General features: G+C 55.7%; 19 protein-coding genes. 7 read left to right on the plus strand and 12 right to left on the minus strand.

All coding sequences use genetic code 11. The features are described from left to right. Nucleotides 1-90: 90 nt before the first annotated feature. The 4 genes from alaS to C3Z11_RS09145 all read right to left on the minus strand — a co-directional run bounded on the left by alaS (nucleotide 91) and on the right by C3Z11_RS09145 (nucleotide 5102). Nucleotides 91-2694: an alanine--tRNA ligase gene (alaS, locus tag C3Z11_RS09130; RefSeq protein ID WP_106477594.1), complete on the minus strand. Its 2604-nt coding sequence runs from the start codon at nucleotides 2692-2694 to the stop codon at nucleotides 91-93. Between the two features lie 236 nt (nucleotides 2695-2930). Beyond that, nucleotides 2931-3395: a regulatory protein RecX gene (locus C3Z11_RS09135; RefSeq protein WP_106477595.1), complete on the minus strand. Its 465-nt coding sequence runs from the start codon at nucleotides 3393-3395 to the stop codon at nucleotides 2931-2933. A 48-nt stretch (nucleotides 3396-3443) separates the two neighbouring features. After that, nucleotides 3444-4514 carry a recombinase RecA gene (gene recA / locus C3Z11_RS09140; RefSeq protein WP_106477596.1) on the minus strand — a complete coding sequence of 357 codons (1071 nt, stop codon included), beginning with the start codon at nucleotides 4512-4514 and terminating at the stop codon, nucleotides 3444-3446. A gap of 78 nt (nucleotides 4515-4592) precedes the next feature. After that, a complete protein-coding gene (locus tag C3Z11_RS09145) occupies nucleotides 4593-5102 on the minus strand; it encodes a CinA family protein (protein WP_262927314.1) in 510 nt (169 codons plus the stop codon). Nucleotides 5103-5457: 355 nt separating this feature from the next. On the opposite strand from C3Z11_RS09145, the gene mutS reads away from it, so the two are divergent. Both mutS and fdxA read left to right on the plus strand, forming a co-directional pair. Then, on the plus strand, nucleotides 5458-8019 hold the full coding sequence (mutS, locus tag C3Z11_RS09150; protein WP_106477598.1) for a DNA mismatch repair protein MutS: 2562 nt from the start codon (nucleotides 5458-5460) through the stop codon (nucleotides 8017-8019). A 140-nt stretch (nucleotides 8020-8159) separates the two neighbouring features. Next, the gene (gene fdxA / locus C3Z11_RS09155) at nucleotides 8160-8483 is read left to right on the plus strand and encodes a ferredoxin FdxA (RefSeq protein WP_106477599.1); all 324 of its coding nucleotides are present in this window, start codon (nucleotides 8160-8162) and stop codon (nucleotides 8481-8483) included. A 532-nt stretch (nucleotides 8484-9015) separates the two neighbouring features. On the opposite strand, the gene eno is transcribed toward fdxA, so the two are convergent. From eno to C3Z11_RS09175, 4 genes are all read right to left on the minus strand, one after another. Beyond that, nucleotides 9016-10308, minus strand: a complete 1293-nt coding sequence (gene eno, locus C3Z11_RS09160) for a phosphopyruvate hydratase (RefSeq protein ID WP_106477600.1) — start codon at nucleotides 10306-10308, stop codon at nucleotides 9016-9018. A 106-nt stretch (nucleotides 10309-10414) separates the two neighbouring features. Next, nucleotides 10415-11266, minus strand: coding sequence for a 3-deoxy-8-phosphooctulonate synthase (gene kdsA / locus C3Z11_RS09165; protein ID WP_106477601.1), 852 nt, complete (start codon nucleotides 11264-11266; stop codon nucleotides 10415-10417). Continuing rightward, complete coding sequence (locus tag C3Z11_RS09170) at nucleotides 11259-12920, minus strand: CTP synthase (protein ID WP_106477602.1); 1662 nt, start codon at nucleotides 12918-12920, stop codon at nucleotides 11259-11261. The genes kdsA and C3Z11_RS09170 overlap by 8 nt, the downstream gene beginning before the upstream one ends. Before the next feature lie 187 nt (nucleotides 12921-13107). After that, nucleotides 13108-14769, minus strand: a complete 1662-nt coding sequence (locus C3Z11_RS09175; RefSeq protein ID WP_158700978.1) for a L,D-transpeptidase family protein — start codon at nucleotides 14767-14769, stop codon at nucleotides 13108-13110. 100 nt (nucleotides 14770-14869) lie between these two features. Here C3Z11_RS09175 and C3Z11_RS09180 point away from each other — a divergent pair, with 100 nt between their 5' ends. Then, entirely contained in the window at nucleotides 14870-15643 is a 774-nt protein-coding gene (locus C3Z11_RS09180; RefSeq protein ID WP_106477604.1) for a murein L,D-transpeptidase catalytic domain family protein, read from the plus strand. Nucleotides 15644-15689: 46 nt separating this feature from the next. Here C3Z11_RS09180 and C3Z11_RS09185 read toward each other — a convergent pair whose 3' ends face one another. The 4 genes from C3Z11_RS09185 to doeA are packed head-to-tail and all read right to left on the minus strand — an operon-like array spanning nucleotide 15690 to nucleotide 18896. Then, complete coding sequence (locus C3Z11_RS09185) at nucleotides 15690-16160, minus strand: Lrp/AsnC family transcriptional regulator (RefSeq protein ID WP_106477605.1); 471 nt, start codon at nucleotides 16158-16160, stop codon at nucleotides 15690-15692. 6 nt (nucleotides 16161-16166) lie between these two features. Continuing rightward, on the minus strand, nucleotides 16167-16637 hold the full coding sequence (locus tag C3Z11_RS09190; RefSeq protein ID WP_106477606.1) for a DUF3237 domain-containing protein: 471 nt from the start codon (nucleotides 16635-16637) through the stop codon (nucleotides 16167-16169). 2 nt (nucleotides 16638-16639) lie between these two features. Further along, complete coding sequence (gene doeB, locus C3Z11_RS09195) at nucleotides 16640-17647, minus strand: N(2)-acetyl-L-2,4-diaminobutanoate deacetylase DoeB (RefSeq protein ID WP_106477607.1); 1008 nt, start codon at nucleotides 17645-17647, stop codon at nucleotides 16640-16642. Between the two features lie 31 nt (nucleotides 17648-17678). After that, nucleotides 17679-18896: an ectoine hydrolase DoeA gene (gene doeA / locus C3Z11_RS09200; RefSeq protein ID WP_106477608.1), complete on the minus strand. Its 1218-nt coding sequence runs from the start codon at nucleotides 18894-18896 to the stop codon at nucleotides 17679-17681. A 488-nt stretch (nucleotides 18897-19384) separates the two neighbouring features. Between doeA and C3Z11_RS17180 the strand changes: the two genes are divergently transcribed. The 4 genes from C3Z11_RS17180 to corA all read left to right on the plus strand — a co-directional run bounded on the left by C3Z11_RS17180 (nucleotide 19385) and on the right by corA (nucleotide 25035). After that, nucleotides 19385-21151, plus strand: coding sequence for a methyl-accepting chemotaxis protein (locus C3Z11_RS17180; protein WP_106477609.1), 1767 nt, complete (start codon nucleotides 19385-19387; stop codon nucleotides 21149-21151). After that, on the plus strand, nucleotides 21148-22698 hold the full coding sequence (locus C3Z11_RS09210; RefSeq protein ID WP_106477610.1) for a chemotaxis protein CheW: 1551 nt from the start codon (nucleotides 21148-21150) through the stop codon (nucleotides 22696-22698). The genes C3Z11_RS17180 and C3Z11_RS09210 overlap by 4 nt, the downstream gene beginning before the upstream one ends. An 87-nt stretch (nucleotides 22699-22785) precedes the next feature. Then, the gene (locus C3Z11_RS09215) at nucleotides 22786-23706 is read left to right on the plus strand and encodes a 2-hydroxyacid dehydrogenase (RefSeq protein ID WP_106477611.1); all 921 of its coding nucleotides are present in this window, start codon (nucleotides 22786-22788) and stop codon (nucleotides 23704-23706) included. A gap of 375 nt (nucleotides 23707-24081) precedes the next feature. Further along, nucleotides 24082-25035 carry a magnesium/cobalt transporter CorA gene (gene corA / locus C3Z11_RS09220; protein WP_106477612.1) on the plus strand — a complete coding sequence of 318 codons (954 nt, stop codon included), beginning with the start codon at nucleotides 24082-24084 and terminating at the stop codon, nucleotides 25033-25035. Nucleotides 25036-25045 lie beyond the last annotated feature (10 nt).

Here is a 25045-nt window from a genome sequence, read left to right on the forward strand (position 1 = left end):
TTGGTCTGAGAAGAAACAGAGCCGGCATGGCTATGCCAGCATCTGTCCTCTCACCTTGTTATTACCAAGTCTTTTTATCGATTCTCTCTTTCAGCCTAACTTGCCGGCAACCCAACCAGCAACGCTATCAAGCGCACCGGGTAGCGCTGAAGGCTCACTGCCACCGGCCTGAGCCATATCCGCTCGGCCGCCGCCACGTCCGCCTACCTGTTCCGCAATGAAACCGATCAATTCACCCGCTTTCAGGCGATCAGTCAGATCCTGGGTCACCCCGGCAATCAGGCTTACCTTGGCACCATCCACAACGCCAAGCACAATCACACCGGAGCCAAGCTTGTTCTTGAGCTGATCCAGCACACCGCGCAACTCTTTGGCAGAGACACCCTCTACTTGCCGAGCCAGCAGTTTGACACCCGCCACCTCAATTGCTTCGCTGACCATATCACTACCGGCCTGACTGGCCAGTTTGGACTTGAGCCGCTCAAGTTCCTTTTCAAGTTCGCGGTTACGGTCAAGCAACCCCATAACGCGGGCTTCGACCTGCTCAGGTCGTGCCTTTATCTGCTCACCGAGCCGAACCAGCGTCTGTTCATGTGCATAGAAGTAATCAAGTGCCGCCTGTCCCGTTAACGCTTCTACACGCCTGACACCGGCCGCCACACCACTTTCGGCAACAACGTGGCAAAGCCCAACATCTCCGGTGCGCGCTACGTGCGTGCCGCCGCACAACTCAATGGAGAATGCATTGGTGCCCATTGTCAGCACCCGAACATTATCAGCGTACTTGGCTTCAAAGAGCGCTCGGGCGCCGCGCTGCTTGGCCTCATCCAGACTCATCTGCTCGGTAAGAACAGGCGTATTGGCGCGAATCTGTTCATTAACGATAGTCTCGACCGCAGCAATTTGCTCGGCAGTCATGGCTTCGAAGTGGCTGAAATCGAAGCGAAGGCGCTCGGCGCTGACCAGAGAGCCCTTCTGCTGAACATGATCACCCAATACCTGACGCAACGCCTCATGCAACAAATGAGTGGCCGAATGATTGCGCATCGTGGCCGTTCTTACCGCTGCATCAACCTGCGGCGTCACCGTCGCACCGGGTTCCAGATACCCCTCGACCATGACCCCGTAATGGAGATGGTTTCCGCCCTGCTTCTGCGTATCGGATACTTGGAACCGGCCCTCAGCACCAGTGATATAGCCAACATCGCCCACCTGCCCACCTGATTCAGCGTAGAAGGGTGTGCGCTCTAACACCACGATAGCCTGCTGTCCTTCTTTCAACGCTTCAAGCGCATTGCCCTCATTATCGACAATCGCAGTGATACGGCTCTCTCCTTCCAGAGCGTCATAGCCAGTAAATAGCGTCTGACCTTCCAGCTCGACATTGGCCGAGTAATCGGCACCGAACTGGCTTGCCGCACGTGCACGTTCGCGCTGGGCTTCAAGCTCACGCTGGAAACCGACCTCATCGAGATTGAGCCCTCGCTCACGAGCAATATCAGCGGTCAGATCGAAGGGGAAGCCATACGTATCGTAGAGTTTGAATACTGTCGCGCCATCAAGGGTATTACCCTCAAGCGCACTTAGCGCCTCTTCAAGAAGACGCATGCCATTATCGAGAGTGCGCGCAAACTGCTCCTCTTCCTTGAGCAGCACCTTGGAAATTTGATTAGCGCGCGATCTCAACTCGGGATAAGCCTCACCCATCTCGGCATCAAGCGCAGCAACCAGCTTGTGAAAGAAAGGTTCGCGCGCGCCCAATTTATGACCGTGACGCACGGCACGGCGCACGATACGGCGCAGCACATAACCTCGCCCTTCATTGGAGGGCAGCACACCATCGGTAATCAGGAAGGCGCACGAGCGGATATGATCGGCGATGACACGCAGTGATGGCTGCTCGATATCACGCTGTCCGGTCAACTCAGCCGCAGCTTTCAGCAGGTTCTGGAACAGATCGATTTCATAATTCGAATGCACGCCTTGAACGACTGCCGCCATACGCTCAAGCCCCATGCCCGTATCGATCGAAGGCTTGGGCAGCGGATGCAGCTCACCCTGAGCATCGCGATTGAACTGCATGAAGACGAGATTCCATATCTCGATGTAGCGGTCGCCGTCCTCGTCAGGGCTGCCCGGAGGACCACCGAAGACATCAGGGCCGTGATCGTAGAAGATTTCCGAACTCGGTCCACACGGGCCGGTATCACCCATCTGCCAGAAGTTGTCTTCATCAAGACGAGACATGCGCGCCGGATCAACGCCGACCTCATTGGTCCATATCTCGGCTGCCTCATCGTCACTGATATGGACAGTGACCCAGAGCTTCTCCTTCGGCAGCGCCAGTGTTTCGGTCAGGAACTTCCAGGCAAATGTGATCGCTTCACGCTTGAAATAATCACCAAAACTGAAGTTGCCCAGCATCTCAAAGAAGGTGTGATGACGCGCGGTGTAGCCGACATTATCAAGGTCATTGTGTTTTCCACCTGCACGCACACAGCGCTGAGAGGAAGTTGCACGCACATAGGAACGCTTTTCCCTACCGAGAAAGACATCCTTGAACGGCACCATGCCTGCATTGGTGAACAGTAATGTGGGGTCGTTGTCTGGCACAAGCGAACTGGAAGGGACCTGGGTATGCCCCTCCTGCTCAAAGAACTCTAGAAATGCTTGGCGTATATCTGCACTTTTCATGCTTTTCATAGTGATCACAATGATCCCGTGGGCGGTGTACGAAGCAATCTCTGAAGGACACCATCGAGGGCCGCGTTGCGATGCAGCAGGCAAGAAAGGGACTGATCAGAGAGTCTCAAGGCCACGGATGCTGAAGATGTGAACACAGCCCCGAGCCGTTGCGAGATGAACTAGTATAACGTCTTCACGCAGCGACTAAAGAGGGAGACCAACGTATCTGCATTGTAAAGAGATAATTAGAGGTCTTGGGGGGAGGACCAGGCCGAGGACATGGCATAGCGGGCATGTTCACCATCGAAACCACGCGAGGCAAGAAATCGGGCCTGTTTGGCTCGCTCACGGGGATGATCAGCGGGACTATCAAAACGACGTGAAAGCGCCTGGGCGGCGAGCTCAAACCAATCAGCATCCGCCGCACCGAGTCCTTCACGCACAAGAGCATCATCAAGGCCACGGCCTCTCAACTCAGCATGAATCTTACGCGGTCCTTGCAGACGATTGACCCGGCTGCGCACAAAGTGCTCGACAAAACGTTCATCGGACTGCAACCCTTCAGCGACAAGCGCATCAAGAGTCAAAGCGATAATATCCGGCTCATGACCACGCTTGGCAAGCCGTTCATTCAGCTCAGCCCGCGCATATTCACGCCGAGCAAGCAGACGAATAGCATCATCACGTGGGTTGCGCTCTTCTGCTGACATGAGTACCCATATTACTAGGGGCTCATAAAGAGCCCCTTATTTGATCGTTTAAAGCAGATCGTCTTGATCGCCATCGAGTTCGGCATCAGCCGTTTCAGCTTCAGCTACTTCGTCCTGCGCCTTGGGCACGTTAAGTAGCTGGGCGCGGATCTGATCTTCGATCTCCTGCATGATGGAAGGATTTTCCTCAAGGTACTGAGCCGCATTGGCCTTGCCTTGGCCTATCTTGTTGCCTTTATAGCTGTACCATGCACCAGCCTTGTCGACCAGGCTACACTGCACCCCTAAGTCAACAACTTCACCGGCATGGTAGATGCCTTTGCCATAGAGAATCTGGAACTCGGCCTGACGGAACGGCGGGGCCACCTTGTTCTTGACGACCTTGACCCGTGTTTCGTTACCGGTAACCTCATCGCCCTGCTTGACGGAACCAGTACGACGAATATCGAGACGAACAGAAGAATAGAATTTCAGCGCGTTACCGCCCGTCGTGGTTTCGGGGTTGCCGAACATCACGCCAATCTTCATACGAATCTGGTTGACGAACATCACCATGCAGTTGGCATTTTTGATGTGGCCGGTCAGCTTACGCAGCGCCTGGGACATCAAACGGGCCTGCAAGCCCACATGGGAGTCACCCATGTCACCTTCGATCTCGGCACGCGGCGTCAAGGCCGCCACGGAGTCAACGACAATGACGTCGACGCCACCGGAACGTACCAGCATGTCGCAGATTTCAAGTGCCTGCTCGCCCGTATCCGGCTGAGAAACCAGCAGATCGTCGAGATTGACTCCGAGCTTCTCCGCATAGCTGGGGTCCAGGGCATGCTCGGCATCAACGAAGGCGCACGTCTTGCCCTGCTTTTGCGCCTGGGCAATGGTCGACAGCGTGATTGTCGTCTTACCGGAAGATTCCGGCCCGTAGATTTCAACGATACGTCCGTAAGGCAAGCCACCGATGCCGAGGGCGATATCCAATCCCAGCGAACCGGTAGATACCGAAGGGAGCGCCACACGAGGTGTATCGCCCAGACGCATAACAGCGCCCTTGCCGAACTGACGTTCGATTTGCGACAGCGCCGCGTTGAGCGCCTTGGAACGATTATCGTCTTGAGCCATGTGAGGCCTCCCGTCGAATAGGAAGAAATTAAGTCCTGTACGTATGTACAGTATTATAACTGAATAACCGGTGCGTTCCTATCCCTTTTGCACCTGTACATTCAGATCAGCCAGCAACCCTTCCAGCGCCGTGATTACAGCGCTGATCCGCACTTGATCACGATCGCCGGAGAAGGTATGCCGTTTGGCGCGTACCGCCCCGTCCCGCTGCCAGGCAAACCAAACCGTGCCCACAGGCTTATCAACAGTACCCCCTCCCGGCCCAGCGATGCCGCTGATTGAAACGCCTAAATTGGCGCTACTGTCGCGGCAGGCCCCCATGACCATCTCACGTACTACGGCTTCACTAACGGCGCCATGCGCGTTCAAAGTTGCCTCGTTGACACCAAGCAAGCGTTGCTTGGCCGCGTTGGAATACGTCACATAGCCCGTTTCAAAGTAACCTGAACTGCCCGCTACAGCGGTAATTTCAGCTGCCACGCCGCCACCGGTACACGATTCAGCCGTCGTTACGCTAAGTCCTGAGGCACTGCACTCAGCCCCAAGCCGTTCAGCTAATTGTCTGGCATACTTTTGAGCGTCATTCATGCCAATGTCCATAACGTTATAGCCAAGCACTAAAGTTTGTATGCCCCCCTTCAACAGGGCTCGTTTTTTTAATCCTATTTTATACAGTAGTGAAATCCGCTTTTTACTTTCGGATAATTTCACCGGATTACAAATTTTTCTTCTTGCACATCATAGCGCAGACGAACAATTCAGATGCCCATCTGAGGATCGTTTAGCTCCGTCATTCCCTGCTCGTCACTGTGCGCTCGTGGTAACCTTGTATTATTACTGGCTCACGGCATCTGCCCCGTTTGCCTACTGACTCTCTTCATCGAAATACTCGACGGAAACCGTTTCACTCGTGACACCACAGCCGACGACTCAACATACGCCCATGATGGCTCAGTACCTGAAGATCAAGCACGAACATCCTGATGTGCTGCTCTTCTACCGGATGGGTGACTTCTACGAACTTTTTTATGATGACGCCAAGCGCGCCGCTCAACTGCTCGACATTACCCTGACCAAACGCGGCCAGTCTGGTGGCGCGCCGATCCCGATGGCCGGCGTTCCCTACCACAGCGCCGAAGGCTATCTTGCCCGGCTGGTAAAGCTGGGCGAGTCGGTCGCTATCTGCGAACAGATAGGTGATCCCGGCGCTACAAAGGGCCCAGTTGAACGCAAGGTCGTGCGGATCATTACGCCGGGAACGCTCTATGATGAAGCGCTTCTCGACGAACAGCGCGACAACCTGCTCGCCGCTCTTTATCCCCAACAAGATGTATGGGGTATCGCCTGGCTCGAGCTTTCCAGCGGACGCTTCAATATTCTCGAAGTCGAGAGCGAAGCCGACATGCTGGCCGAGCTGCACCGCCTCAATCCAGCGGAGCTGCTGGTTGGCGAAAACCTGGTGCTACCTGCAATGCTGGAGAACCGTCCTGGCCTGCGCCGCCAGAGTGACTGGCACTTCGACTTTGATACGGCCGAACGCCTGCTATGCAATCAGTTTCAGGTCCAGGATCTTAACGGTTTTGGCTGTACACACCTGGTGCGTGCCATCGCCGCAGCCGGCGCCCTGATTGGCTACGCCCGAGATACCCAGCGTACCGCCCTGCCACACATTACCGCGCTGGGCATCGAAACGCGTGATGAAGCGGTCGTCATTGACGCCGCCAGCCGACGCAATCTTGAAATCGATATCAGCATGAGCGGTGGCAATGACAATACGCTAGCCAGCGTACTTGATACCACCGCGACGGCGATGGGTTCGCGCCTGCTACGCCGCTGGTTAAATCGTCCCCTGCGTGATCGTGAACAGATTATCGCCCGCCAAGGTGCCGTCACACTGTTATGCGAACATGAACGCTACAGCCCGCTAAATGATGCCCTCAAGCAGATCGGTGATCTTGAGCGTATTCTCGCCCGTATTGCCCTGCGTAGCGCCCGTCCGCGTGACCTGGCCCGGATGCGTGATGGTCTGAATGCGCTACCCGAACTGGCCGAAGCTCTCACCACCTTCGAAACAGGCTCGATACTCGATAACCTGAAGCGTCATATTGTCCCCTACCCGGCGCTGGCCGATACCCTCACTCGTGCCCTGATCGACAATCCTCCCGTGGTTATTCGCGATGGTGGCGTCATCGCCGCAGGGTTTGACGACGAGCTCGATGAATTGCGTGGGCTGCACGAGCATGCCGGTGACTATCTGCTCAAGATCGAAACGCGAGAACGTGAACGCACCGGCCTTGCGGGCCTCAAGGTGGGTTACAACCGCGTGCACGGGTACTACATCGAGATATCGCGCGCTCAAGCTAGAGAAGTGCCCGCCGACTACATTCGTCGCCAGACGCTGAAAAATGCCGAGCGTTTTATTATCCCTGAACTCAAGGAATTCGAAGACAAGGCGCTTTCTGCCAAGGCACGCGCCTTGGCCCGTGAAAAGCTGCTCTATGAAAGCCTGCTGGATGATCTCAACGCTGAACTCGAAGCATTACAGGGCAGCGCACGGGCGCTGGCGAGCCTCGATGTGCTGAGTACTTTCGCCGAGCGTGCCATCAGCCTCGATTTTGTGCGTCCTGAGTTACATGAGGCGCCGGGCATCACCATCGTCAACGGTCGCCATCCGGTGGTCGAGCACGTGCTCGACGCCCCCTTCGTACCCAATGATCTGCAACTCAATGACCAGACCCGCATGCTGGTGATTACCGGCCCCAACATGGGCGGCAAATCAACCTTCATGCGCCAGAACGCCCTGATTGCGCTGCTTGCCCACACCGGCAGCTTCGTCCCGGCAGAACGCGCCGAGATCGGCCCGATCGATCGCATCTTTACCCGCATCGGCTCGTCAGATGATCTGGCCGGTGGACGCTCGACCTTCATGGTCGAGATGACCGAAACGGCGAATATTCTTCACAATGCCACGGCGGAAAGTCTGGTGCTGATGGATGAGATCGGTCGCGGCACCAGCACCTTCGACGGGCTCTCTCTGGCTTGGGCCAGCGCCGAGTATCTCGCCAGGATACGGGCCTTCACACTGTTTGCGACACACTATTTCGAGATGACGGCGCTGCCCGAACAGGCTGACAGCGTAGCTAACGTACACCTCACGGCGGCCGAGCATAACGATGGCATCGTCTTTATGCACCGCGTCGAACCCGGCCCGGCCAGCCAGAGCTATGGCCTACAGGTCGCGCAACTGGCCGGCGTACCGAAGCACGTCATCAACCGTGCCCGCGACAAGCTTGCTGAGCTTGAGCATCAGGAAGTCAACCGCCATCATGATAGCGCTCATCACAGCGGTCGTAGCACAGAGGGGGCGACATCCTCTCCCCATCAAACCGACCTCTTCGCCTCGCCAACACATCCGGTTGTCGAAGCCCTGGAGTCTCTGGATATCGATGGGCTTACACCGCGCGAAGCGTTGAAAATGATCTATCAATGGCGAGAAAAGCTCTAGGAGATCCCCAACCCTGCGCTGACAGCGCCTTGTCGGCGGCAGGGTCTGCTTCTAGAATACCGGACTTTTTCAAAAATCCCCGCGCATCCTGAGCCAGTCAACAGCGCGGCGGCTACCGTGGCCTCAGGGAGACTTTAACCATGACGTTCGTCGTCACCGATAACTGCATTCGCTGCAAATACACCGACTGCGTAGAAGTTTGTCCCGTCGATTGCTTCTATGAAGGGCCGAATTTTCTCGTTATTCATCCGGATGAATGTATCGACTGCGCCCTTTGTGAGCCGGAATGCCCAGCAGAAGCGATCTATTCAGAAGATGAAGTGCCACAAGGGCAGGAAGAGTTCATTGAGCTGAACGCTGAGTTGGCCGACATCTGGCCCAACATCAACGAACAGAAGGACCCGCCGGAAGATGCCCAGAAATGGGACGGTGTCGAAGGGAAACTTCAGTATCTAGAGCGCTGATGCTTTCTCTGGTTCCATAGTGCTCCTGATATTTTGCAGATTAGGAGAGAAGACCAGGTTTCATCGCCCCACTCTCCACTTCCACGATGCCAGCATGGCCGCACTGTCTTCGAAGGATGACAGCCGAGCATAAAAATGGCGGCCCGCAGGCCGCCGTTGCTTCCAGCACTCCTAGAACAGTTCCTTCTGCTCAACACTCCTACGGCCACTTCCCTGCTGGAAACGTCATCCATAACGTACCAAGCGCGCCGAAACTGCAGGTATATAGCTGAATTAATCATTCAATTATTGAATGGATGTGCCTCATCTATTAAATAATCTTATCTTCAAGATATATAAGCCATGAATTACCTAGGTTATCGAAAGTCTTTAGCCAATATTTATCGTAGAAGTTGAATTAAGAAGCGCAAGTAAGCGCTTTATATGCCCAGTAAATAGATATTTCACACATAAAAAACCGGCTACCCAAGGGCAGCCGGAGCAAATAATCTAATGACAGTAGCGTGCTCAATGGCACGCTACGCCAGTATGTTCACTGGCCTTTGATTTCGCTACGCCCACGGTATGGCGCCTTGCCTTTCAACTCATCTTCAATGATCAGCAAGCGATTATATTTAGCGACGCGGTCGCTACGTGACAGGGACCCCGTCTTGATCTGACCGGCACAGGTACCGACCGCCAGATCAGCGATAGTGGTGTCTTCAGTCTCGCCTGAACGGTGAGAAATGACTGCCGTATAACCCGCGTCCTGCGCCATTTTGATGGCTTCAAGCGTTTCCGTCAGCGAGCCGATCTGGTTGAACTTGATCAGAATCGAGTTGGCAATGCCTTTATCGATGCCTTCCTTGAAGATCCGCGTATTGGTCACGAACAAGTCATCACCGACCAGCTGAATCTTGTCACCAAGCTTGTCAGTCAGCGTCTTCCAGCCATCCCAATCAGATTCATCAAGACCATCCTCGATCGAGACAATGGGATACTCATTGGCCAGTTCCGCCAGGTAGTCACCGAAGGTCTCGCTGGTGAAGGTCTTATTCTCACCGGATAGCGTGTACTGGCCATCCTTGTAGAATTCTGACGCGGCGCAATCGAGCGCCAGAGTCACGTCCTTGCCCAACTCATAGCCAGCGTCACTGACTGCCTGCTTGATCGCAGCAAGTGCATCGGCGTTGGATTCAAGATCAGGCGCAAAACCACCCTCATCGCCAACGGATGTCGCCAGGCCACGAGCGGAAAGCACTTTCTTTAGCGCGTGGAAGATTTCCGCGCCCATGCGCAGCGCTTCAGAAAAGTTGGAAGCACCGACCGGCTGAACCATGAACTCCTGAATATCAACGTTATTGTCAGCGTGCTCGCCGCCGTTCATGATATTCATCATCGGCAACGGCATGCTGTACTGGCCAGGCTGCCCATAAAGCTCAGCGATATGGGCGTAAAGCGGTATGCCCTTCTCACTGGCGACAGCCTTGGCGGCAGCGAGTGAGACGGCAAGAATGGCATTGGCCCCCAGGTTGGCCTTGTTGTCGGTACCGTCGAGATCGATCATCGCGCGATCAAGTGCTTTCTGATCGGCAGCATCCATACCTACCAGCTTGTCACGAATCGGCCCGTTGACTGCTTCGACTGCTTTCAACACACCCTTGCCCAGATAGCGCGACTTGTCCCCGTCACGCAGTTCCAGCGCTTCGCGTGAACCGGTAGACGCACCAGAAGGCGCACATGCATTACCGCGCGCGCCGTCCTTCAGCACAACTTCCGCATACACAGTCGGGTTACCACGGGAATCGAGTACTTCCAGTGCACGAATATCGACGATTTCAGCCATTATTGAAGCTTCCTTTTGACGGATAGCGAATGAATAGCACATCAGGCTTCGTACGACATTCAGCGATGCATCGCACGAAACCGACAAGGGCTCTCTCAGCCAGGGTCTAGCTTATCTCAATCTTGTCGAAATTTTTGACAACACTATCGAGCATTTTGATTTGCTCAAGAAATGCCGGCAACTTGTCGAGCGGCAGCGCACTCGGCCCGTCACACTTGGCATTATCAGGGTCGGGATGAGCCTCAAGAAACAGGCCTGCCAGCCCAACGGCAACGCCTGCGCGAGCAAGCTCGACCACCTGCTGACGGCGCCCACCGGCGCTGTCGGCACGCCCTCCTGGTCGCTGCAGAGAATGGGTGACATCGAAGATCACCGGGAAGCCGGTATCCTTCATATCGCCAAAGCCGAGCATGTCGACGACGAGGTTGTTATAACCGAAACTGGAGCCGCGCTCGCACAGCATCAAACGGTCATTACCGGCCTCCTGAAACTTGGTCAGGATGTGGCGCATTTCATGCGGCGCGAGAAACTGTGGCTTCTTGATATTGACCACCGCACCGGTCTTGGCCATCGCCACGACCAAATCGGTCTGACGCGCCAGAAAGGCCGGCAGCTGAATCACATCACACACCTCAGCGACTGCCTCAGCCTGCCACGGCTCGTGCACGTCGCTCAATACCGGTACATCAAAGCGGCTCTTGATCTCGGCGAGAATTTCCAAGCCCTTCTCAAGACCTGGGCCACGATAGGAGTGGATCGAGCTGCGATTGGCCTTGTCAAAACTGGCCTTGAACACATAAGGCATGCCCAGCGCCCGTGTCGTTTCGACGTAGGTATTGGCAACCTCAAGCGCCAGATCGCGCGACTCCAACACGTTCATGCCGCCAAACAGGGTCAGTGGCAATGAATTGCCGGCCCTCAGGCCGGCAAATTCGATGACTTTTTCAGTTTCAGACATTCTGTTCTCGCCCTTGCAGCTGGCGGGACTTTTCCGCCTTGTGAGCCAATGCCGCATTGACGAACCCGGTAAAGAGCGGATGCCCGTCACGCGGCGTCGAGGTGAATTCCGGGTGGAACTGACACGCCACGTACCAAGGATGGTCGGGAAGTTCGATCATTTCTACCAGGGATTGGTCAACGCTCTTGCCCGAGAAGATCAGGCCAGCCGACTCAAGCTCTTCAACAAACTGATTGTTGATTTCATAGCGGTGACGGTGGCGCTCGATAATGGTATCGGCACCATAAATCTCGCGTGCTTTACTCCCCGCTGCTAACACGCAAGACTGCCCGCCGAGACGCATTGTGCCGCCCATGTCGGATGATTCGGTGCGCTGCTCAATCCGCCCTTCCGGCGTGATCCACTCGGTGATCAGACCCACCACCGGATGCTTTGTATCGAAAGTAAACTCAGTCGATGTCGCATCCTTCCAGCCGACGATATGGCGGGCAAACTCGATTACCGCCACTTGCATGCCGAGGCAAATGCCGAGGTAAGGGATCTTGTGCTCACGGGCGTAACGGGCCGTAGCGATCTTCCCTTCGACACCGCGCGAGCCAAAGCCGCCGGGGACCAGAATCGCATCCTTGCCTTCGAGACGCTCAACGCCGTCACGCTCGATCTCTTCGGAGTCGATGTAGTCGATGTTGACCTTGACGCGGGTCTGAATGCCGGCGTGCATCAGCGCCTCGTTGAGCGACTTGTAGGCATCCAGCAGTTCCATGTACTTACCGACCATGGCGATGTTGATCGTCTTGAGCGGATTGAGCTTGGCGTCGAGGACATGTACCCACTCGCTCAGATCAGCGGGCGGCGCCTCGATGCGCAGTTTGTCACAGACGATTTCGTCGAGACCGTAGTCATGCAGCATCAGCGGAATGCGGTAGATGGTATCGGCATCCTGCAGCGGAATAACCGCGCGCTCCTCGACATTGGTGAACAGTGATATCTTGCGCCGCTCGCTCTCTTCCAGCTCGACTTCGCTGCGGCACAGCAGGATGTCGGGCTGGATACCGATCGAACGCAGTTCCTTGACACTGTGCTGGGTCGGTTTGGTCTTGGTTTCGCCCGCCGTCTTGATATAGGGCACCAGCGTCAGGTGCATGAAGAGCGCTTGGCTACTGCCGAGTTCGGCACGCAGCTGACGAATCGACTCGAGAAACGGCAGCGATTCGATATCACCAACGGTACCGCCAATCTCGACCAATGCGACGTCATAGCCATCACCACCTTCGATGACGCGGCGCTTGATCTCGTCGGTAATATGCGGAATGACCTGCACCGTGCCGCCGAGATAATCGCCCCGGCGCTCCTTGCGCAGGACATGCTCGTAGACGCGCCCGGTGGTGAAGTTGTTGCTCTGGGTCATCTTGAAGCGGATGAAGCGCTCATAGTGGCCCAGATCGAGATCGGTTTCCGCTCCATCTTCCGTGACGAACACCTCGCCGTGCTGGAATGGGCTCATCGTTCCCGGATCAACATTAATGTAGGGATCGAGCTTGAGAATCGTGACCTTGAGGCCACGCGCTTCCAGAATGGCAGCCAGAGAGGCAGCTGCTATGCCCTTCCCGAGAGAAGACACAACACCGCCCGTCACGAAGATATATCGCGTCATGGAAAACCTGTCAGAATCATGATCAAAAGGCCCGCGGAGAAAGTAGGGCCAGGATGGGATGTCAGGATAACAGGTTAGCGTGATGCGCTCAATTTAAGCGCATCCGTTTTAATTAAACGCACCCTCAGCGCACCTGACATGTCCTACCCGCCCCGGCGCTCGTCTTTGGTTACCCAGAGCATCACTCCTATAGGGTAACTGCACGATCCAGCGCATGCTCAAGCACATCGTCACGATGGTAAATATCCGGCTTGAAGGTCAACTCGCCATTCTCAGCGACATTAACGGTCCAGTAGTGAACGATCACCGGCACCGGCGTGTTCAGGGTGACATTCTGAGTTTCACCCTCGGCAATCGTGCGGTCGATATCACTGTCACTCCACTGTTTGGAGTTGTTCAGCAGTAACCGCACGAATTCACGGACGTTATCGACGCGGATACAGCCGGAGCTGAATGCTCGCTGCTCACGGGAGAACAGGGACTGGGCCGGCGTATCATGCAGATAAACCATATACTCGTTGGGAAAGCGGACTATGACGCGCCCCAGCGCATTATTGGGACCGGGCTCCTGACGCAGCATAATGCCGGAAGGATGCTGCCAGTCGACGCTGGCCGGGTCGATCTCTTCACCCTGCATGTTCAATACATGGATACGCTTGCTGCGGAGATAACCGGGGTCTTGCCTTACTTTTGGCAGGATATCCTTCTGCAGCACGGTGGGCGGTATGGTCCAGGTGGGATTGAAGGTCAGATAGGTAATCTGCGAGCGCAATGAGGGCGTCTTGCGATAAGGCTTGCCTACGACGACCTTTGAACGCCAGATACTTCCGTCCGGCTGATAGTAGGTGAGCTGAAAGCCGGCAATATCGACCAGCACATAAGACTCGGGCAAACCATGCAATAGCCAGCGGGCACGCTCAAGATTGACGCGAATCTGATCGATCCGGTCTTTTACGCTGACATTAAGCGCTGCGCGGGTGTTTTTGCCCACCACGCCATCGTCCATCAAGTACTGGTTGCGCTGGAAGCTGCGTACCGCCGCGACGAGCGTTTCATCATACGCCTGTGGATCTGCAGCATCACCCACCGGAGCGCCAGTGGCAGCCAGACGCTGGCGTAGAATCAGTACATCCGGGCTGCGCTCGCCGGGCCTGAGCGCTTCATCGCGTGACGGCAAGGTAGGCCAACCGCCGTTGTGTTCGATGTCGCGATAACGGGCCAATCCAGCGCGCAGGCGCTTATATATGGGATAAGAAGGCCGCGCCAGATCGAAGACCGTATCAAACGTCTGCGTATCAACTGCTTGAGACACAGCGCCTATATCAAGGTCGAACGGTTTGGACTCGATGCTCGAATCCGTATCGACGGTTTGCGGGTCGACCTTGCCACGGTTGAGATGCTTAAGCACCATCAGATAGGCGCGAGTCGTGGCAAGATCGAAACGGGCGCGCTGTTGCGCAACATTATTAGCGTTATCCGGCTTAACACTCGCAACGTGACGGTAAAGATCGGCGCCATATAAGTGACGATAAGTATCGGCTAACGTTCCGGCACCGTAATCATCGGGATTCAGGCCATCGTTCTGCAGCGTCTGTAGCGCCGCACCAAAGGCAGCAACCGTCGCGGCATTATTCCAGGCGGGACGAAACTCCCGCGTGCTGTAGAATGCTGCTACGTTGCGATCAAGATCACCCTTGGCCTTGTCATTACTCACAGACGGATGAACGAGTTGCCGAAGCTGGGCGCTCACCTCCTGATCTGCCATCTCCGCTTGAGCGTGTGCACCCCCTACTATCAGCAGGCTACATAGCAATACGGCCATTAATCTCGTGATTTGCTGCACCTGCACACCCTTTCTCCTCAAATCGTAGCCATTCGTTCCGCTGTCATAATAGCCTATGATACAGCCCGTGCTTTTTATCCATGCTACGTCCTGCAGGTTTTGAATGATGCCCACCCCACCGTCACGCTTTTGCCAGACGTCAGATTCACTATTGTCACGCGTTTACAAGTTTACCGTTTATGCTCTGTTAAGCTGCGCCGTGCTACCAACTTCCGCTGTCGCTGCCTCCCAAAGCATGGCCGACGCATTGATCACCCTGGCCCCGACCGCTAATCCCCAAGTATTAAAATTGGCCGCTGACGCCATGTCATGTGCCGAGCAACGCGGTCAGCCTCTCGCCGAACGCCTAGCGGTCATCGATTATTCTCGCCCGTCTAGCCAACCACGCCTGTGGGTTTTCGATCTAGCCAAACAGCGTTTGCTGTTCAAGGAACTGGTCGCGCATGGACGCGGCACGGGTGGCGAGCAGGCACGCTATTTCTCCAACGTGACGAACAGTCACAAGTCCAGTCTTGGACTGTTCCGCACCCTTGCCCCCTACCAGGGCAAGAACGGCTATTCGCTACGACTGGAGGGGCTTGAGCCCGGCGTTAACGACCATGCGTTCAGCCGTGCCATCGTGATTCACGGTGCGGATTATGTCAGCAAGAAGTTTATCAATTCAGCCGGCCGGCTCGGTCGCAGCCTGGGCTGCCCAGCGGTGCGCCGCCAAGTCGCCAAACCGTTAATCGACAGCATCAAGCACGATCAATACCTGTTTGCCTACTACCCTGACCCGACTTGGCTTAAGCGTTCGGCGTATCTAGGCTGCACACCAAGCCTGCAAAATACCTTTGCCTCCGCGGCAACGGGAATGCCTTACCAGGGTACGCAGCCTTAAGTCCTAGCATTAAAGACTGGCTGGACGCGGCATCAGGCGTCGCCGTTCAGTCGCTTTCCAGGCGCAGCGGCGGCGCCTGGCATTTGACCGTTTTGGTCACGATGTAGCTGAAGTAACGCTCTATACCCAGCTCGGAGATCAGCCAGTCATCGATCAGGCGTTGATACTGATCGATGTTGGCCGCTTCGACCTTGACTAGATAATCGACCCCACCGCCCACCGCCACGCATTCGGTGACTTCAGGCGTCGCCAGCATCATTTGCTCGAAGCGTGAAAAGGCTTCCATGCTGTGCTGCTTCAGCTCGATCTGCATCCATACCGGGGTACGATGGACCTGCACCTTATCGCTGATACGCGCACTGTATCCCTCGATAATGCCTGCTTTCTCAAGTCGCTTGACCCGCTCCCAGCATGGGCTGACGGACAAGTTGATCGCCTCGGCCAGCTTTGATTTGGTGATGCGACCATCGCGGACAAGAATCTCGAGGATCTTGAAGTCATAACGATCGAGTTTCACGGCACCTCACTGCACTTCGAAGACGCTGATCATGACCCGCTCCGGCTGCCGGACGATGCGGGCGACGAAGATCGAGTCGACCAGCCAGCGCCACTGCGGCGCACCGGTCTCAAACACGGGGGACGAGCGGCAGTATATCTCGGCGGGATCGACCGGCAGATCGGCAGCAATGCGCGCCATTGCCTCGGCCGAACCACGCCGGATAGCGCGATTGTCGACATGGACCAGCGCACCGTCGTCGAGCTCGATGAGATAGCGCGCCTCCAGCAGCATGGTGCCGTCGCTGCGCAGCAACTGATAGTCACCGCCGCCTGGCAACACCCGCCCCGAGAGCCTGGGGCCGCTGACCTGGCCACCAATAATCGGCACCATGCGCCGTAGTCCCTGTGGCGTCTCGCCGATCGCCAGCGGCGCGGCGACCTCGACAGCCAGATCGCCGACATGATGCAGCGTTGGCATCATGGATGACGTTTCCATTCCTAGCGCTCCAGAGTCTCAACGATTTCACCAAGCACGATGATGGTATCCCCCATCTCGACACGGGCCGGGAAGCGGCGCGCCAGCACCAGTCCATCGCGCTCAGCCCGATATTCAACCGGTGCGGCACCGGTGCGGGTAATGTCGTAAATACGCGCCACCACTTCGCCCTTCCTGACCAGACCACCCAGCGCACACGTCATTTCCAGAAGACCACTGTGCTCGCTTTGTACATAGCAGGAAGCATCAGGCATTTCGACATAGGTTTGACGCGGTGGCCGCTGCAGCTCGCCCTGAGTGATGCCGGTGAAGATCAGGAAGTTACGTACGCCGCGCTCAGTGATTTCGATGCTTGCCGGAGTAGAAGTGCCGCCGCCGCCCAGCTCGGTCGTTACCAGTACCTTGCCCTGGTTCTCGACCACGGTGTCATAGAGTGCCGCCGCATCGAGTTCATACATCATGATCGCGGTCGAGGCGCCAAACGCCATCGCCCCGGCAAGGCTTTTACGTTCCAGCTCACGATCATCAAGGCGGTGAGCAGCAGCAAACGGCAGAATATCGAGGGTTCGCCCGCCGGAGTGCAAATCGAGTGCGTAGTCACACATCGGCACCAGATAACGCGTGAAGTAATCAGCGATCTGTTTGGTTGGCCCGCCGTCCGGATCGCCCGGAAAGCTGCGATTGAGATTGCCCTTATCCATCGGCGAGGTGCGCCGTCCGGCTTGTGCCGCGGGCTGGTTCATCATCGGCACGATAATCACCCGCCCTAGAACGTCTTCGGCTCGAAGGGTATTGGCCAGTTTGAGCAGCGCCGTGATGCCTTCATATTCATCACCATGGTTACCGCCGGTCAGCAGCGCCGTGGGGCCATCGCCGTTTTTGATCACAGTGATTGGAATCATCACCGCCCCCCAGGCCGACTCGTCATGGGACACTGGCAGTTTCAGGAAGCCGTGCTGGACGCCGTTGGCCTCGAAATCGACGGTGGCAGAAATGGGACTTGGACGCATACGCTCTCCTGTAAATAAACGTTGTATTGGATTATTTGACGAACAGCTGACGTGGAAAATGACACAGCGGTTCAGCCCCATCCTCGGTGATCAAAATCGATTCGGTGATCTCAAGCCCCCAGTTATCCATCCACATACCGGGCATGAAATGGAACGTCATGCCTGCCTTGAGTACAGTATCGTCGCTGGGGCGCAGGCTCATGGTGCGCTCGCCCCAGTCGGGCGGATAGCTAAGCCCGATCGAGTAGCCGCAGCGCGCACCGCCGCGGTCGAAGCCGTACTTGCTCATTGCCGCACCCAGCGCCATGGCGACATCACTGCAGTGGTTACCGGGCTTGGCTACGGCTAGGCCGTTTTCAATCCCTTCGAGCAGGGCCGCTTCGCCGCGAATGAAATCGCGTGTCGGACGGCCAAGAAAGATAGTGCGTGACAGTGGTGCGTGATAACGCTTGTAGCATCCGGCGATCTCGAAGAAAGTGCCTTCCCCTTTACGGAACGGCGTCTCATCCCAGGTGAGATGCGGTGCGGCGGCATCCGCTCCGGTCGGCAGCATCGGCACGATGGCCGGATAATCGCCGCCGTAGCCGTCGGCACCCTCGATACTCGTTTTGTATATTTCAGCCACCAAACGATTCTTGGGTAACCCCGGCTCGATCATGTCGAGAATGGTGCCGTGCATACGCTCGACAATACGCGCCGCCACACGCATGTACGCAATTTCCTGCGGTGACTTGATCGCTCGGCACCAGTTGACCAGCGCAGTAGTGTCCTGAAACGTGGCATGTGGCAGGTTGGCCTGCAGGCGCATATAGGCCTTGGCGGAGAAATAGTAGTTATCCATCTCCACGCCGATGATGCAGCGATCCCAGCCGCGCTCAGGCAAAATTGACTGGGCCAGATAATCCATCGGATGCATGTCCGGATTCTGCACATAGTAGTCCGGATAATAGGTCACGCACTTCTCGGGATCCATGTAGCAGGTGCGCAGCGCGCCGTTGCCATCCATGTCACGACCGAACCAGACCGGATCGCAGTCGAAGCTCACCAGAACGCACTGATGCACATAGAACGACCAGCCATCATAGCCCGTCAGCCAGGCCATGTTCGAAGGATCATAAATGATCAGTACATCGACGCCGGCACGCGCCATGGCGGCACGCACGCGAGAAAGTCGCTGGGCGTACTCCTCGCGGGTAAAAGATTCCCGGGGAATAGCCTCGCGGGATAAAGGCAAGGGGGATGTCGTCATCAGCGTTCGCTCGGCTTCTTATTGCAGTACCAGCAAAGCCCGCCTGGCGAAAATCCGACAGTAGGCCTTGCGTGCCCGGATTGTGTAGCGGCGTGATTCAGGTCAATATTTTTTCATTTTCTGCTTTGAGTCTGCACTCGCCCCGGCAGCTACGTCAAAAGCTTTATCACTGCCTCATCGTGGTGGTTTCAATCCCCACTCATATCTCAACGCCCTCGTCTATTTCCAGATGTGACGCGGTCTGTCTGTCATGACTACTGCTATGCACAACGCACCCCCTTTGTAGTCTGAATTTTGCTTAAGGCAAATGAAACTCGGTCGATAACTCGCAACGCAGCAAACGAGAGACTGACCCGGCATGCTCGCTGAAAAGCATCACAGATTGCCCGCTATCGGCGCCCGGCCCTCTTCGTGTTCAACAAAGCGTCTGATCGATAACACAACGCTCTGTCAGCGTTAGCCTCGATCCACTATCTCAGAGAGCGACCATGAGCAATAACACAGTAACGCAACACCATGAGAACCTTACGTCTCTCTGGGAAGCTATCAACCGTATCCAGGCCATCATCGAATTTGACCTGCACGGTCATGTGCTGACAGCTAACCAGAACTTTCTGGACGCGCTCGGTTATACCTTAGAAGAAATTCAGGGTAGGCATCATCGGATGTTCTGTGAGGAAAGCTACGCCTACAGCGATGCCTATGCAGGTTTCTGGAAAAAGCTCGGCAACGGCGAGCCTGACAGTGGCGAATACAAGCGCATTGGCAAAAACGGACGTGAGGTATGGATTCAGGCGAGTTATAACCCGGTAAACGATGCCAACGGCAAGCCTCACAAGATCGTCAAGTTTGCCACCGACATTACTGCGGCCAAACTCAAGAGCGCGGATTACCTCAGCAGAATCAATGCCATCAGTCGCGCTCAAGCCGTAGTGGAATTCGATCTACAAGGTCATGTGCTGACAGCCAATCAGAACTTCCTGGACGTACTCGGTTACACATTGGAAGAGGTTCAGGGTCAGCATCACCGCATGTTCTGCGAGGAAAGCCATATTTATAGCGACGCTTATAAAGCGTTCTGGAACAAGCTTTCAAGCGGTGAGTTCGACAGCGGCGAGTACATGCGTCTGGGTAAGGATGGGCGTGAAGTCTGGATTCAAGCGACCTATAACCCGATCCTCTGCGCCGAAGGTAAACCCTACAAGATCGTCAAGTTCGCCACCGACATTACGGCCGCCAAAGCCAAGAATGCGGAATATGAAGGCAAGGTCAACGCCATCAGCCGCGCTCAGGCCGTGGTCGAGTTCGATCTGCAAGGCAACATTCTAGATGCCAACCAGAATTTCCTCGACACCATGGGCTACGCCCGTAACGAGATCAAAGACCAGCACCACCGCATGTTCTGTACGCCTGAGTACATTGTGTCCAGTGAGTATCGTGATTTCTGGCTGAAGCTGGGACGTGGAGAACTGTTCAATGACAGATTCCTGCGCGTCGGCAAGCATGGTCGTGAAGTATGGATTCAGGCGACCTATAACCCTATTTTTGATGCCAGCGGAAAGCCCTACAAGGTCGTCAAATTCGCCACTGATATCACCGCGCAGGTCGCGCTTGAACGCAACATTCAGGCAAAGACTTCCTCAATGACAGACTCGATCACCAGCCTGGTCGCGTCGATCAATGCCATTGCTGATAGTTCATCTACGGCTAATAGCCTGGCACGTGATACTCAAAACGAAGCCAAGCAAGGCTCCAAGGCGCTGATAAAGTCCATCGAAGCGATGGAGGCCATCCAGAAGTCTGCCGAAGATATTGACGATATCGTCAAGGTGATCGGCGAAATAGCCAGCCAGACCAACCTGTTGGCGTTCAATGCTGCCATTGAAGCAGCACGCGCTGGCGAACACGGGCTGGGATTCTCTGTTGTCGCGGATGAAGTACGCAAGCTGGCCGAGAAATCGTCTCTGGCCACGCGTGAGATCAACAAGCTGCTCAATGAGTCGATCAAACGCATTGGTGTGGGTAATGATATTTCTCACAAGGCAAATGATGCCTTTGAACGTATTGTTAGCGGAGTCGAACGTACTAGCAGCGCCATCAGTGAGATTGACACCACCAGCCAGGAACAGCTGACCACTGCCGCACACGTCAGCGACCTGATTCATGATTTGACTGAAGTTACCGACATGAGCGGGCTTGGGTCATCCTCCAAGTCGCACGGTGCTAGCGCTACCCAGGTCATGAGCGTGTCATGAGTAGCAAGCAAACCTATGGTGTGCTGCAACTGGGCGGCATCGAAGTTGCCCTGCCGATTGCATCGCTGCGTGAAGTCGTTGATTTTCCCGCGACGCTGACGCCTCAGCCCCTTGCACCGGAAGGCATGCTTGGCAATTTTTCGCTGCGTGGCGCTATTGTCCCTGTGATCGATTTACACCGATTACTGTCGCTTAGTCATCACGAGCCGGTCGCTGCGCCCAAGCGCATCGCGATTGTCGTTCGAGACGGTGGACGCATCGGCCTGGCCGTCGATGAGATTTCTCATGTGCTCAGTGTCGATGAATGCAAAGTAGAACGGCTGGGCGCCAACTCGGCGCCCCACCATTCCTTACTGCGCGGCATGTTTCTGAGCGACGAAAATGAACGTCCCGTCTATATACTCAATGTACCGGCGCTCTTCAGCCGGCCTGACGTTCTTGTCGCCTACCCGTCGGAAAAAATTGGCAAACAGAAGCACGCCACCCATCTGCCGAAAAGCGCCATGCGCGGCCAACTGAAGCATTACCTGCTGTTTAGTTGCGATGGCTTATATTGCTGCTTTCCAGCCGCCAGCGTACTGCATATCGTAGAGCAACCGACTATCGAAGCTGCGCCGCTTAGCAACCAGTTGTATTACGGCTTCTTTACGTACCGTGGCTCGATGGTGCCTGCCCTGAATCTACGCGCTCTGCTCGGCCTGAGCCGACACGGTGATGAAAAGGCCGACGGCAAAACGCAGCTGCTTCTGCTGGAATCACCTCACAGCCGTATTGGTCTGTTAATCGATGGTGTGATTGGCATTATTCAACGTCATGAGGGCAATACCATGCCCATGTCGGGCGTCGGCCTAAAGCGGCCCGAAATGTTCCACGGCATTCTCAATGACACCTCCCAGAAGGAATATTTGCTGCTTGATCATGACGCGCTGCTAAACAGAGAAGAAGTACGCTCGCTGACCAAGGCGCACAATGCAGAGTCAGCGCAACACATGACACCAGCGACATCAAAAGCGCTGGTATGCAAGTCTTACAAGCGTCGCGCCTATCTTGTCTTTCATTCGTGCAGCAAGCTCTATGCGGCGCTCGATGACATTGTCGAGATCATTTCCATGCCGACCGATTTCATCCGCATTGGAGAATCGGGCGATATGCTGGTCGGCATGACCGACCATCGTGGCCGCATTGTCTCGCTTATTGACCTAGGCATGCTGCAGGATCATCCAGCACGCAGTTTCACTTCAAACCATAAAGTGCTATTGGTGCAAAGTTGTCAGGCCACGTTCGGCTTCATTGTCGAAAGCATTGATGCCATGGAGTTTATCGAAACCTCGTGGGATAACCCGCCCATGCGCTGGAATCCGCTTAATCAGGATGGTGATAGTCTTTTCAAGCGCGCCAAGCATCTCTATCTGGTAGGCGCGACGTCACGGCGGCGCAGCTTGGCAATCCTCGATTTCAAAGCGCTGGCCCGAGAGCTTGAAAATTGCCCACCCCTTGCCGAGCCACCGGAGCAACGCCTGCTGCTCTCGCTACCAGAGCCCGCCTAGCTCGCGGCCACATAGCGTCAGATTCACGGATGCTCCGCCCTGACGCTTGGTATAGAGTGAGGCAAACAACACCAGGCGGAGGGAGCAATGCGCGTTTTGATTCATGGACCTGACAACCACCATTGGCGTGAGGCGCTTAAAACACGCCTGCCCAATGCGACGCTGCTGACAAGTGATGATGACGGCGAACAGCCGGCCGATTATCTGGTGGTCTGGAAGCCGCCCGCCTCGCTTTTCAATGCTCAGGATCACCGCCTCAAGGCGATACTGAATCTGGGGGCGGGCGTCGACGCTCTGCTTGCCAATCCTGCGCTGCCACGCGGCGTGCCCATTCTCAAGCTGCGTGACGCCGGCATGGCCGATACCATGGCCGATTACGTTCATTACGGCGTACTGCACTTCCACCGCAACTTCGATACCTATCTGGCACAAGAACAGCACTCTTCATGGCAGGAGCAACTACTCGAAGCCAAAAGCGCCTGGCCCGTTGGTGTACTGGGTCTCGGTGCGATTGGCCGTCATGTTGCAGGCCATCTGGCGGCTCAGGGCTATCCCGTTCATGGCTGGAGCCGCTCGCCGAAAGTCCTCGACAATGTCAGATGTCATCATGGAGATGATGGGCTCGATGACGTACTAAGCCATGCCCGCATCCTGATCAACCTGCTGCCGGGTACCTCCGCCACCCAAGGCCTGCTCGATGCGCAGAAACTTGACCGGCTGCCGCGCGGTGCAGCGTTGATCAATCCAGGGCGTGGCAGCACGCTGGATATTGACGCTCTGCTGACAGCAATCGAGAGCGGCCAACTGCGTGGTGCTCTGCTCGACGTTTTTCCTGAGGAGCCGCTGCCACAGGACAGCCCATTGTGGACGCATCCGAGAATTCGCATTACTCCGCATATTGCCGCGCCAACCCCTGTCGAGCAGGCCGCCGATCAAATCGCTGGCAACATCCTGCGCCTTGAGCGTGGAGACGCTATCGAGGCCGTGCAGGTTGAAGCGGGCTATTAAACCGGCATATATCCACGTTGATCACGGGGGAGGGATCATCTTCGCCCGTTTCACTTCTGACCCGGTGACCGGCCGACCCTACCGCTGCTCGCGGCGAAAATGCCTCTCCTGCGCTTTTAGCCTAGGATAACGTTGAGTCGATGAGAAAAAATGTAGTTTTATGCCATGCCTGTCACACCAGTATGATGACGTAAGCCTACATACCGGCATGTTTGCCAGCGCAATGGATGGGGTTGGCCTACTGCAGGACATCATTTCTCATGAACAAGAGACTACGAGTCCCTAACAGAACTCGGCCGATGTCTCAATTAAAAGAGGTACCGGCCCACTTGTCAGCCGTGCCAGTGCCCTGCTACTGATCAAGGAAATATCGTCATGATTCGGACCTTCAATCTTGCTCGCAACGCCATTCAGGAAGTCTCCGAGACTGACACCTCGCTTAATACACGCCTGACCAAAGCGGCCTGGATCGATGCCCACGAGCCCACCGAAGATGAGCGAGAAGCGCTCAACAGCTTTCTGGCCGATGAGTTGCCGGCGACACATGATGTCGAGGAGATCGAATCATCGGCGCGCTATTTTGTCGATGCCGATGGCATTCATGTCCACTCGCTTTTTCTGACGCAAAGTGAAGGCCGGCACGGTACGACAACCGTAGCCTTTATCCTTCAACCCGGACGACTGATCACCTTCCGTGAAGGTGACTTGGCAGACTTTCGCTTGCTGCGCATGCGCGCACGCCGCGGGCAGATAGAAGCAAGCTCGGTGCAGGAACTGATGCTGACCATTTTCGATCAGAAAGTCGAAAACCTCGCGGACAGCGTCGAAGACATGCACCGCCATCTGGAAAACGTCAGTCACCTCGTATTGGAGGACAACGATGCTGATCTTGAAGATGCCATCGATCAGCTCGCCAAACTGGAAGACAGTACAGGCAAGATTCGCCTGTGCCTGACGGACACTCAGCGCTCGGTTGCCTTTTTGCAGCGTAATCTGCGCGATCGCGGCGAGCTGCAGGAAGTTGCTCGTGAAGTGATGCGTGATGTTGACACCCTGATGTCACACACTGCCTTTTTGTTCGACAAGATCAACTTCCTGATGGACTCCACCCAGGGGTTTATCAATATCGAGCAGAACCAGATTATCAAGACCTTCTCGATCGCCGCCGTGGTGTTCCTGCCGCCCACCATGATCGCCAGCATCTATGGCATGAACTTCGATATCATGCCCGAGCTGAACTGGTCATTCGGCTATCCCTTTGCGCTTGGCCTGATGGTACTCTCGGGCATCTCGCCGTATCTGTACTTCAAGTACAAAGGCTGGCTATAAACGTAAAGGG

The sequence above is a fragment of the Phytohalomonas tamaricis genome, assembly GCF_003012345.1.
Classification (GTDB): domain Bacteria; phylum Pseudomonadota; class Gammaproteobacteria; order Pseudomonadales; family Halomonadaceae; genus Phytohalomonas; species Phytohalomonas tamaricis.